Here is an 11994-nt window from a genome sequence, read left to right as displayed (position 1 = left end):
ACGGCCCGACAGCTGTATTCGATGTGCCTGGATCCCAGGTACTGGGACCGTCTCGACCAGGTGCCCGACCATCCCGCCTGCTGGCCGGAGCTGGCCGATTGGGCCAGGGAGGCGTACGTGGTGGGGCCGGAGGCATACGGGCCCCCGCCCGAGCCTCCCGCCCCGGAGCCGTGGAGCCTGGGCCGGGCGCTGACAGGACTGCTGCCATCACGGACGGTCCGGCCCGGCGCGGCGCGGAGGGAATCCGATCCCCCGGACCACGGCGCGCTTCCCATCGAACGGTCGCAGCCGCCGGCCATGCCCGTCGTCGTCGCCCCTGCCTCGGCCGGAACCGACTCCGCGGCGTCCGCAGGGCGTCCCGAGGACCCCGGCCCGGAACCGGAGGGGCCGAAGCCCGCCGGCCCGGCCGGGAAACCCGGCGTCCGGACGGCCGAATCGGACGGTGAGGCGGGCTCCCCCGGATCCGACGCTTCCTTATCCGCGGAAGGAGACGGGATCCCCGACGCCGGAGACGTCCCGGAGGCGACGTCGATCGCGGGCCCCGACCCCGACGTCGCGCTCGACGTGCCGAGGCCGCGTCTCGCCATACGCGCGCGCCGGGCGCTCACGCTGCTGCTGGCGGGCACGCTGGTCTCGACGCTCGTGTTCACCGGCGGCTACTGGACGTGGCGCGCCTGGGACGCGCATCGGGACGCCCAGCTGCAGGAGCAGGCCGAGGCCAGTCGCCGCGCGGACGAGGAGAGTCGGGCGAAGCGGCGGGCCGACGAGGCGGCGCGCGCCCGCGAGGCGAGCGTCAAAGCCGCATCGGTGATCAGGAAGAGGGCCGTCTCCTCCCCCGTGGCCGGTTCCCGTCCGGTCTCCGAGGCGCTTTCCGTTCTGGACGGGCTGATCGACGACCCGAAGTCGGACGCGGCCTCGATCGACGCCGCGGCGAGGAGGCTGGATTCCGCGGTGGCGTCGGCCACGTCGGCGAAGGCCGCGGAGACGGGAAGGACGCTGGCGTCGCTGATCGGCAGGGCCTCGAAGCTGGCCGACGCTCCGAAGGGCGCGGATCGCGACGCGATGCTCGTGCTGGCCGGCCGGTGGCGCGGCGTGAGGATCGACGGGTCGAATCTGAGGGAGGCCGTCGACGCGGCCGGACGGCTGAAGCCGCTGGTCGAGCGCGTGGAGAAGGCGGCCGCCGCGGCGAGGTCGGCCCGCGCCGAGCAGGCCCGTGAGGCCGCCGAACGCGAGGCGGCCGCACGACGTTCCGCATCCCCGCAGGGTTCGTCGTCCGGCGCCGGATCATCCTCCGGCTCGGGCTCCGGCGCGCATGGTTCGGGATCCCCGTACCGGCGTTCGTATGCCGGCTCCTCGTCGTCCGGCTCGTCCGCGTACCGTGCGCCGTCCGCGCCGAGCGCGCCGAGCCCGCGGGCCACGTCGACGCCGAGACCCGCGCCGAAGCCGGCCGCCCCATCGGCTCCGTCCGGGAACGGTGGGGACGGCGCGGTGCTTCAGTGATACGGTATGGATGAAAAACAACCCATGCAACGGCCTGAATCGTCACGTCGGACCCGTGCCGACCGGGCGGCACCCGCCCAAGGGGAAAGGACCTTCATTGGACAGTGACCCATCATTCAACGAACGCGTTCGCGCCACGGTCTTCGATCTGCTGACCGAAGCGAACAGGGTTCCGTTCCTATTCGTCGGATCAGGCGTCTCCCAGCGCTATATGGGCACGGAAAACTGGGCCGACCTGCTGAAATGGGTGATTGCAAGCACGCATTCTCCTCGCATGAAGCCGTATTTCGCCTATTATCAGGCGGCCCTCGCCGAAGTCGGAGAGGACAGGGCCCTGATCAGGGCCGCGAGCAACATGGAACGGGATTTCCTCGGGGTCACGCTGGAACCGGGATTCGACGAATGGCGTCGCCGGCATGGAGATGAGCTGGACGCCGGGTCTCCTGCGATGAAGATCTACATCGCGGAGCACCTCCGGGACTTTTCCCCGTGCAGATTGACCGAAGAGCTCCAGCTTCTGCGCGGTGCCTCCACGCATGTCGCCGGCGTGATCACCACGAACTACGACCTCCTCATGGAGAATGTGTTTCCCGACTACGACCGGTACGTCGGGCAGGAGGAACTCCTGTTTTCCTCGCTCTCCGGTCTCGGCGAGATCTACAAGATTCACGGTTCAGTGGAGGATCCGGAATCCATGGTCCTCGACGAACGGGACTACGACCTGTTCCGGGAACGCCAGTCCTATCTCATGTCCAAGGTCCTGACGATCTTCGGGGAATATCCCGTCGTCTTTCTGGGATATTCCCTATCCGATCCGGATATCGGCAACATCATCACGTCCCTTGCCGAGTGCGCCGGGGAACGACACGCGCGGGAGATGGCCAGACGCTTCATCTTCATCGACTACTCCTCGTTCCATCGGATCGACGGTTCGATGAACTTCAAGGTCGGCAACTCGTTCGTGTCCATGACTGCCATCCATACCGACGACTTTTCTCCCGTCTATCGGGCGATCGGCGACTTGGACCAACGTTTCGCCCCCAAGGTGCTCGGCCAGCTGGCCAGGCAGATATTCCAAGCCGCGGATCTGTCATCGGATCACACGAAGAAGGTCTATTTCACCGATCTTGAGGGACTGCGCATCCTTCCCCCGGATATGGAGGTGGTCGTAGGCTTGGGAGGCAGGGATTACGGGCGGCCGGTGAATGTCACCGACATGTATGAGGATGTACTGTTCGACGACAAGACGTTCGACGCCAAGCTGGTCGTGGGCGCCTATCTGGATACGGAACTGAAAAAGAACCCCGGCGGACTGCCGATGTACAAATACCTTTCCCAGTACGATGGCCGCATTACAGGTGAAAAAATACTGTCCGAAATCCATAAGAGAAACAGCATGGGCTCCTACCTCTCCAAGACGGATCTGTCCAACAAGAGGAAGAACCGAGCGAAGCTCGGGAAGAAAAGCGTCGGAGGACTTATCGACGTATTCGGTAAGGAAAAGGCGTATGAACGGCTCACCTCGCTGAACCCCGAGGAGATACAGACGGAGGACTTGCTGAAATATCTGAGGGAGATCTCCTCCTGCAAGGTCAGGAAAAAGAAGAAAGGTGAGGACGTCACGGTCAGCATGCTGGATGACGCCAACTTCCGCAAGTGCGTGAGAATCTATGACTTCCTGAAGTACCGGGAGTTGTACGAAAGAAAAGCACGCCTCCACAGTCATCGCCAATAGTGCCTCTCCCCGGATCGAAGCGGCACCTAGCGAATCAGTGAAGGCGTCACCGTTCTGAGGATCCGGATCACGCGCGCAAATCCAGGACCCGTCCTCATAGTACAAAGGGGAATGCCCGCTCGGTGGATCCCCGCGATCCTCCGAGCGGCGGCAATCCGGCCGACACGCCCATCTCCGGCGATCGCGGATCCGCTAGGCGTTGGCGAGCCGGTTGGCGGCGAGCCGGTTGAGACTGATGCCCTGTTCGGCGGCCTCGACGGCGAGCTTCCGGTGCTCCTCGGGCGGGATGCGCACGAGGAACCGTCCCGAGTAGGTGCGGTCGGCGTAGGGTTCGGGAGGATTCTCGCCGTTGACCCGCATGTCGGCGACCGCCTCGCGGGCCACCCGCTGGATGCCGACCAGCGCGTCGGCGGGGGAGTCGTCGAGCCAGCTGAGGCCGGGGAACTCGGCGCAGGTGCCGACGTATTCGCCGTCCTCGGCGGACCAGCGGATGCGGTAGGCGTAGTGGTTGGTGACGTCCTTCATCGTGTCTGCTCCTTCTTGTCGATTCTGGTTTAACAGAGCCATTCATTTAATCTTTCATACAAAGGCATTCTCATCCTATTCGGAATCATCGTTGTCGAATTCGATATTCACATCTGCCTCATGGTAAAGCTCGATGTTGGTCTGCATGTCGATTTCCTCTACGATCCAGGGTTCCTCCTGTAGCTGGCAGTTCTGTTTGAATTCGTCATAATGGTTACGTCTGTCCATACCGCGCAGGGTCACCACGATGCCGAATCGCATGCCATCGCCCGCATTGGGACCCATGCCGCCGTTCTCGTCACTCGGCGGGTCGAAGCGTTCGGTCTTGCGGATCTTGAAGCCCCAGTATGGGATGCCCCGGGTGGTTCGCGGCACGAAGCGGGTCTTCTCGATGTCGCTGACGTGTTTCACATTGTCCCATTTGCGGTAGAGCCTGCGCGCATCACCCTCATAGGTTCGCGCGGTCGGGTCGTCTTGCACGTTGTTGTCGAGCGAGTCGATGCCATCGGCCTTCATGCGCCCGAAATGAAGGTCCAGTTCGGTGTCCGTGTAGTCGACGCCCTGGTTCCTGTCGCATTTCGGAAAGTAGCAGAGCGTCGCTCTCGCCATGTACGGGTACTTCCCTTTCACAATCGGCACGGGGATGCGCCAGTTGTAGGTCTCGAAGGCGTTGACGGTGCCCTCAAGCATGAACCGTATCTCATTGGGCGGCGTGGTCAGGATGTCTTGGATACGTGTGGGCACGATGCCATAGCCGAGTTTGATGCCATGAGATGGGAATGTCCCCCATCCGGAGGCGGAGTCGATGAGCAGGGCCTTGGCGGTCTCCCTCGACAGGTTCATGACGTGGGTCAGGTAGGCCATCTTACGTGTGATCCACGGGGCGGCGAACGATGTGCCGGCGGTCAGGGCGACGCCACCGGGCATGCAGACGGCCATGCGTTCGATGTCGTCCCCGCCGAAGCACGAGAGGTCGGGTTTGCGAAAGAATTGGAGCACCGGACCTTCCCGCGTGTAGCTTGCCGGCTCCTTGAGTATGGAGGTGGCGTTGACGACCAGCGCGTTGATGGCGTCCGCGGGTGCGCCGATGCGTTTGGGCTTGTCCCTGTCGTCGGCTGGGAGCTTGTTGGTTCCGGCGACGATGAAGATCACGCCGTATTCGTTTTGCAGCTTGTCTAGGATGGCCGCCTCGGGCGAGATGGAGTTCTTCGGCGCCTCCGAGGCCGAGCCTAGACTCAGGTTCCAGACGGTGATGTCCCGGTTTGTGGCGACGATGCGGCGTATCGCTCTGAGGATGGCAAACGAGCTGTTCTTGCCCTCCTTCGCGACGGCGAAGTGCCGCACGCGGAAACGGCCGCACCCGTCATCGAGTCTCGGGTTCAGCGTGGGGCCGTCCACGATGAGCGACGTGACTGCCGTGCCATGCGCGTAGTCGCCAGGATCCTCGCCCATTTCCGGATCGATCTCGTCATGGTATTCGACCCAGTCGGAGAAATACGCGTTCGTGTCGAATCGCGTGTCGATGACGCCGACGACCGGCTCGTTGCCTGGCTCGGGGATGCTCGGCGAGTATTTGTCGCGCGTGGAAGCCGGTTCGAATTCCAATTGCGAAGTGTCCCTCAATGACATGGCGACCAAATACGGTGCGGTTCCGATGAGAGCGTCGTACTGATCCGGTGTCATGCTGATGGTGGTGGGATCTAGCAGGTTCGCCGAGATCACGTCCACGCCGAGGGAGTTCAGCAACTCCACGGTCTGGGGAACGTCGCGACCGGTATTGTATATGGTGACCAAGGAGCGGTCCATCTGCCCGTCGGCATGCTGTTTGACATCGAACCGCCTGACGTAGTACACGTCACGGACCGTCTGGGCGAAGGCGGTCTTGCTCATACCGGCGTTCGAGTCGATGCGGTCAAGGCCGGCCTTGGTGAGCGCGGCGAGTCCGTCGGCGTCGATACCGCCACCATGATGTTCAAGTATCGTCCGGCAGGCCGTCAGATCGGCGATGGTCGAGTCGATGATCCGCATAGTCACGTAGTGGGTGATGACATGGCAATCAATGTCGTCAACCGTTTCGAATCGTGCGCCGACAATAGTGTCGTTGGATCTTTTCCCCGGTCCGGACAGCAGTTGTCGGATACGGTTGCTTTTCGCCACCACGGTCCTATAGTGCACTTCGACCAAAGGCGCGACGTCTGTCTTATTCCTCGTCCAGAAATCACGCACGGCATTGAGCTGCCCGATTTTGGCGTCCACATCGTCCGTGGTGACCTTCGCATGTGCGGGCAGCGTAGGCGCTCCCGGCCGTCGGGCCCTTCTGGTCTGGAACTTGCCTTTAAGCCGTAGGGTGTTATTCATTGCCATGCTCCTTCACTTCCCGTGCGATGGTGCTTCGGGAGACTCCCGTCAGTATCTCCACTTCGCGCAGAGTGAACCTCTGCCCGTACAGCGCGCGAACATCCTGGAGGCTCTTCGCGCCGTTAGGCACGAGCGCGACGTACAGGCGGCGCAGATAGTCGAATTCATCGTTGGGCTTGCTGAATGCGATGGACGAGCGGATGAGATTCTTCATCTCTCCCGGGTACGGCAGCCGTTCGGCCAGGGAGAGGATTTTGCGGAACAGTCGCATGTTCTTGCCGATGAACGAGAACCGGCCGGCGTAGCCGTTCATGATGCTTTCAGCTACGTCAGCCAGATCCTCACGTGTGTACCGGCCAAAATCGATGACGGCGTCGAAACGACGGACGAACGCCTTGTCGAACTTGGAGAACAGATTGGTGGTGGCGAACAGCATGACCTGATCCGACAGATCGTCCATCTGACGCAGGAGCGCGGATGTGGCCCTGCCCATCTCACGCACATCGTGGGAATCGACACGATCCAACGCCAGCGCATCGATCTCGTCGAACAGCACCACCACCCGATCCGGTTGGGCGAAACCGTTGATCTCGTCGAACAGTTTTGCGATGTTTTTCGCCGTCTGGCCGAGACGGCTGTCCACGACCGAGTTGAAGTCCACCACATATAGGTCGCGCTGCATGATGGCCGACATCTGCTTGACCGACTCCGTCTTGCCCGTACCGGCCGGCCCATGAAACAAAAACCTGTGGATGCCGACATTTCGGCCGATCGCATTGAGAATTCCCTGAATATCGTTCGTAATGGCTTCCGGCAAGGGCAGCGATGCCTTTACCACGGGACGCTTCACGAGGAACTCGGAACGCACAGAGGAATCTGCGGCCTGCGGCGTGAAGGTATTGGCGTCCGACAGCAACGCGATGATGTAGGAGGCCAACTGCACATCGCCGGAACGGTCGAAATCCTTCGCGATGCCATACGCCTCATTGCGGAACGCCGCATCATTGTGTTCGGCGTGATACCGAATTAAATTCAACACGTCTTTTTTCTTCATACTCCCGCGCGCCCTCACCATCCGTTCGATCCCGTTCTATACTCGTCAAGCATACTCCTAATCATAGATATCTGTGTCCCAAATCATACATGATTTGTCTTTGCCTGTTTCAGGTTATCTGTTGAAGCTGCGGTCCATACGAGCCGCGATAAAAGAAAACTCCGGCTTGTTGGAGCAGGCCGGAGTCCGACGTCGCCGTGTTGCGCGGCGAGGGCCCGACCGTGCGCGACGTGGCCATGGGCACCGGCGTCAGCACCCGTCCCCGCGTTGGCCGGGTGGCGGTCGAGAGGAGGAGGCCGCGTAGGGGCGGTCCGCGGTTCGGAACGATGGCAGGCTTTTAGATTCTAGAGACTCTTAGTGCTTAGATTCTAGAGATATTGTGATATTATTCAAGCTTGTGGACGATATTCCTTTAGATTCTAAGGAGTTGTGAATGATTTTCCAACGATTGAACATCACTCCATCCCAGCTGCCGATCATCTCGCTCATGGCATCAATCAAGAACAGTCGCGCCAACGGCCTTGACATCTCGCCCGACTATCAGCGTGGATACATCTGGTCCAACGAATACAAGGATCAGCTCATCCTGAGCATCATCCTCAATTATCCGATCGGCAATATCGTCATCAACAACCTCGACCATGCCAACGAGAAAAACGCCCGTCAGGAGCTGGTGGATGGCAAACAACGATTGACCACGATCTTCCGGTTCATGGAATGCGGCAATGTCGGACAGTGGATCGACAACTACGACGACTGGTTTCAGCTCAGCAAGAAGATCTCCGACCAGGCGAAGGAGATCATCGAGCGCATCGTTGGAGACTCCGATCCGGACGGGCTATCGCGGATGCGCCGCGCGAAGAGGCTTTCCTTCCGCGACCTGCCCAGTAGCATCCAGATGAACTTCAACACTTACAACATTCCCGTGTACACCATGCAGGCGGCGGATCCAACCCAGATCCGCAACTATTTCAAGGTGCTGCAGAACCAGGAGAAACTGCGCGCCGGCGAAATCATCAACGCCCTGCCGGACAACCCCATGAGCCAGTATTTTGACCGTATCCCGGCGCAGACGTTCCTGGAGAAGGTGAACTGCGCTAGCTTCAGACGCGCCGAGTTGGAGAAGGTCTATTACTCCGTCCTCGGCGCATGGTTCGACAAGCTCCAGATGAATGCGGCGGACCAGGCCTTAATCTCGTTCGTCGAGGGACTGCCGAAGCTGACCGCAGCCGAGACGGAGTGCATCGAGAACCTGAATGCCGGTATCACGGACATAGCGGGGCTTCCGGTTCCGGTGGCGAAGGTACGCGCATCGAAACGCATGCTCAAACTGCTGTTCGGCTTGACTCTTCTGGATCCGGGCTACTTCGCCGGAACCGATGCGCTCACACGCGTCCAGCAGGTATGTGACCTGTCGGCGAAACTGGCGGCGTTTAACACCAGCGAAGCCGACCAAGTCGCCTATGCCAAGTACTTCAGCGACGAATACGCCATGGACAAAGCCGATTTCGAGAGACGGCGGGCGCCCCTTTACCGCTCCCTGTTCTGGAGCACGGCCCGAACTTCGTCCAGAAAGGCGTTCACGGATGCCATGAAGATTCTTCGCCTGCTCTTCACGGAGTCGTTCGATTCCGCATATGCGTATTACACGGACAACAACATGACAAAGTGATACGGATGCCTGCGGCAGCCGGTCATGCGGTTTCGAGTCGGAAATCCCGCCCCACCAGCAAAAGCGGATCCGGTCTTTCAAGCTCGTCCCATAGCCTAGCACCCTCGCCGGCGGCGGGCCAAATCCCGCGCCGCCGGCGAGACGTGTTTCTTGCGGCGTATGCGCGATCATGCGGTCTTCTCGATGGCGTTCGGGTCGTCGTGGGACTCGGGGATGGCCTGATCGAGGAGCCTGGCGAGGCCGGCCGCGTCCCGGCGGGCGTAGTGGCTGGCCATCCGGATGCCGGCGCGGCCGATGATGCCGTTGCCGCCGGTCATGGGCGCCCGTCCGGCGTCTCCCGTTCGTCGTCGGCGGCGGACACTCCCCATTCGTCCCTCACGTAGGTCGTTCCGGCCGGCTGGTCCCGGCCGATCATGGCGGCCCAGGCCATGGCGGGGAACGCCGGGTCGAGTCGGATCGCGCCGGTCGCGTCCGGCTCGCAGACGCGTCGGATGCCCCGTCCCGTCAGCGTGGGTCTGCGGGTCATGATGGTTCCTCCTTTTTCGGTTTCGTTGGTCTATCCGATGGTGGGCGCGCCCGTGGCGAACATGGGCATCGCCCGCTGGATCCATGGCGCGCCCCACTGCCACCAGGCGAGCACGATCGCCGTCCACATGAGCGCGTACAGCGCCGCCCGCACGGCGAGGCCGGGCAGGCGGGCCGGCCATGGCGCGTCCGGGTCGCGCGGCATGGGTCCGGCCTGGATGCGCCACAGGAGCGTCATGGGGTCCATGCCCGGCGTCCACGGGCCGCGCATGCGCCGGCGGCACGCGATCCATGTGAGCGCGTCGAGCGTCGCCCACAGGCCGCCCGCGGCGATGGCGAGACTTCCGGCCGTTTGGGTGCGTGCGGCCCGCCCTATGGTGCGGGTCGCGGCCGCGGCGGCCGTGCGGATCCGGGTGGCCGGGTGGGTGAGTTCGGCGGGCCAGCCGTCCGTCCGGGCGACCCATCCGGCGTAGGAGGCGTGGACGATGAGCCGGTCCACGGCGGGCGTGAAGCTGAACCGCATGGGGTCGCAGGTCGTCAGGGTCAGCCCGCGGGCGGCGCCGGCGGCGTGGGGGCCGATGACCTCGGTGCGGCTCATGTGCACGACGTAGGGCGTGCGGTTGACGGCGTAGACGATCCATGCGGCCGGGGTCTCGATGATGATCCGGTCGCCGGCGCGCAGCCGGTCGAGGTGGCCGAAGTCGGCGGGCACGCGGTGGCCGGCGTAGCTGGTGTTGCCGGGCCGGCCGGGCATGGCGGTGTCCGGGTAGTGGCCGGCGCCGTACCGGTCGAGCACGCGCCTGGTCACGCCCTGCCGGATGGGCTTGTGCCATCCGTCGCCGAGCGCGGGGATCCATAGTTCGCCGATCGGCTCGTCCTCGCCGGGCGCGGGTCCGGGGTCGGGCGGCGGCGTGGTCCTCAGCCGGCCGACGGGCCGGTCGGTGCCGTGGTCGCGGATGCGGATGGCGTGGACGGCCGTCCCGGTCTCGGTCGTGGTCGTGTCGGCGGCCAGGGGCGCGCCGATCCATGGCCAGGCGGTCTGGGCGAGGCCGAGCAGGCCGACGATGACGAGCAGGCCGCCGAGCGTGCGGCCGGCGGCCCGGATGATGCGTCCGATCGTCATTTCGCGTGCCGCAGGGTGCTCTTGGGGCGGGCTATGGGCCGGCCGGGGTCGATCTTGAGGCTGCGGAACGGGGGCAGTCCGCGCAGCATGTAGATGCAGTGGTCGGTGTCGAGGCGGGCGACCTCGTCGGGGGTGAGCAGCTCTCGCCTGGATTGCTGGATGTTGACGCTCCAGCTGCCGGTGGAGCCGCGGGATTCGCCGACGCTGCGCGTGTCGATGGTCTCGGCGCCGAGCCGTTTGCTGATCCATTCGGTGGTGGACTGTTCGGAGCCGCCGAGGAAGAGCATGCTGTCGCAGTTGCCCTCGATGGTCTCCCACTGCCTCTCGTAGAGGGCCTTGCCCTGGGCGATGTTCTGCAGGACGACGCTGACGGACACGCCTCGGCTTCGGATGGTGGCGATGAGTCGTTCGAAGTTGGGGATGCGTCCGATGTTGGCGAACTCGTCGAGCATGCAGTGCAGGGGGATGTCGAGGTGCCCGCCCTCCGCGTGGTCGGCGTCGTAGATGAGGGTCTCGAACAGGCTCTGGTAGAACACGGCGGCGAGGAAGTTGAACGTGGCGTGCGTGTCGGGGATGATCATGTAGATCGCGGTCCTCTCCCGGCCGATGGCGTGCAGGTCGATGTCGTCGCTTTCCAGCAGGTCGCGGATCTGGCGCACCTGGATGGGCGCGAGCCGGACGCCGACGCTGATGATGATGCTCTTCTTGGTCTCGCCGGCGCCTTGGAGGAAGGTGCGGTACTGGCTGACGGCGAACCGCAGGCCGTCGGCGATCCGGTCGAGCTGCCTGCGGTCCATGCCGCCGACCCAGTCGGGCGTGCCCTTGGCGAGCTCGTCGAGGAGCTCCTTGGCGGCGGCCATGCGCGCGTCGATGATGCTCATCTTGGTCTCGTCCTGTTCGCTGGCCTCCATGTCGGCGACCATGTCGCACACGGCGGGCAGGTTGGGGTTGTCGGCGAGGAACCAGGTCCAGGCGACGAGCGCGTTGAGCAGGGCGCGTTCGGCCTTGCTCCAGAACGGGTCGCCCTGGTCCTTTTTGGTGCCGTCGGTGTTGGTGACGAGGTTCTCGACGAGCTGGAGGATGCTGGTCTCGGGGCTGTCGGGGTTGATGTAGGCCATGGGGTTGAAGTGGCAGCTGCTGGCCGGGTCGACGAGGTCGAACGCGCGCACCCGGTACTTGGGGTCGGCTTCGCGCAGCGCGGGGGCGGTGGCGCGCATGAGCTCGCCCTTGGGGTCGGTGGCGACCCAGTTCATGGACGCGTTGAGGAGGTTGGGCATGACGTAGCTGCGGGTCTTGCCGGATCCGGAGCCGCCGACGACGAGCGCGTTGAGGTTGCGTCGGGTGGCGTGGGTGTCGAGCGCGAGGCCTTCGGTGCGGGTGAACTGGAGGTTGCGTTTGGGGTCGGGGTCGGTGAACGGGGCCATGTCGCGCGGCTCGCCCCAGCGTGCGGAGCCGTGCTCCTCGCCGGGTCGGAACTTGTGCTGGCTGGCCCAGGCGTAGAG

9 protein-coding genes and 1 pseudogene are annotated in these 11994 nt (G+C 63.5%); 3 read left to right on the top strand and 7 right to left on the bottom strand.

The genetic code is table 11. From position 1 onward, the window contains the following. Together Uis1B_RS11230 and Uis1B_RS11225 are read left to right on the top strand one after the other, a co-directional pair. A pseudogene (locus Uis1B_RS11230) lies at window positions 1-1500 on the top strand (hypothetical protein); the annotation flags it as partial. Window positions 1501-1597: 97 nt separating this feature from the next. Further along, window positions 1598-3235, top strand: a complete 1638-nt coding sequence (locus tag Uis1B_RS11225) for an SIR2 family NAD-dependent protein deacylase (protein WP_165782873.1) — start codon at window positions 1598-1600, stop codon at window positions 3233-3235. A gap of 192 nt (window positions 3236-3427) precedes the next feature. On the opposite strand, the gene Uis1B_RS11220 is transcribed toward Uis1B_RS11225, so the two are convergent. From Uis1B_RS11220 to Uis1B_RS11210, 3 genes are all read right to left on the bottom strand, one after another. Then, complete coding sequence (locus Uis1B_RS11220; protein ID WP_101618331.1) at window positions 3428-3760, bottom strand: type II toxin-antitoxin system HicB family antitoxin; 333 nt, start codon at window positions 3758-3760, stop codon at window positions 3428-3430. A 75-nt stretch (window positions 3761-3835) separates the two neighbouring features. Then, window positions 3836-6118, bottom strand: coding sequence for a S8 family peptidase (locus Uis1B_RS11215; RefSeq protein ID WP_101618330.1), 2283 nt, complete (start codon window positions 6116-6118; stop codon window positions 3836-3838). Next, window positions 6111-7157 carry an ATP-binding protein gene (locus tag Uis1B_RS11210; protein WP_243390364.1) on the bottom strand — a complete coding sequence of 349 codons (1047 nt, stop codon included), beginning with the start codon at window positions 7155-7157 and terminating at the stop codon, window positions 6111-6113. Before Uis1B_RS11210 ends, Uis1B_RS11215 begins: the two co-directional genes overlap by 8 nt. 448 nt (window positions 7158-7605) lie before the next feature. Between Uis1B_RS11210 and Uis1B_RS11205 the strand changes: the two genes are divergently transcribed. Beyond that, entirely contained in the window at window positions 7606-8844 is a 1239-nt protein-coding gene (locus Uis1B_RS11205; protein WP_243390363.1) for a DUF262 domain-containing protein, read from the top strand. 167 nt (window positions 8845-9011) lie between these two features. Here Uis1B_RS11205 and Uis1B_RS12105 read toward each other — a convergent pair whose 3' ends face one another. The 4 genes from Uis1B_RS12105 to Uis1B_RS11190 all read right to left on the bottom strand — a co-directional run. Next, complete coding sequence (locus Uis1B_RS12105) at window positions 9012-9161, bottom strand: hypothetical protein (RefSeq protein ID WP_165782872.1); 150 nt, start codon at window positions 9159-9161, stop codon at window positions 9012-9014. Further along, a complete protein-coding gene (locus tag Uis1B_RS11200; protein WP_101618328.1) occupies window positions 9158-9370 on the bottom strand; it encodes a hypothetical protein in 213 nt (70 codons plus the stop codon). Before Uis1B_RS11200 ends, Uis1B_RS12105 begins: the two co-directional genes overlap by 4 nt. Before the next feature lie 30 nt (window positions 9371-9400). Then, window positions 9401-10492 (bottom strand): sortase domain-containing protein, encoded by a 1092-nt coding sequence (locus tag Uis1B_RS11195; RefSeq protein WP_101618327.1) that lies wholly within the window; start codon window positions 10490-10492, stop codon window positions 9401-9403. Beyond that, a partial coding sequence (locus Uis1B_RS11190) for a VirD4-like conjugal transfer protein, CD1115 family (RefSeq protein ID WP_101618326.1) occupies window positions 10489-11994 on the bottom strand: 1506 nt, incomplete at its 5' end. The genes Uis1B_RS11190 and Uis1B_RS11195, both read right to left, overlap by 4 nt.

It is taken from the genome of Bifidobacterium margollesii (genome assembly GCF_002860355.1).
In the GTDB taxonomy this organism is placed as follows: Bacteria; Actinomycetota; Actinomycetes; order Actinomycetales; family Bifidobacteriaceae; genus Galliscardovia; species Galliscardovia margollesii.
Note: the sequence above shows the minus strand (reverse complement) of the source record. Positions and strands in the feature narration are given on the sequence as shown.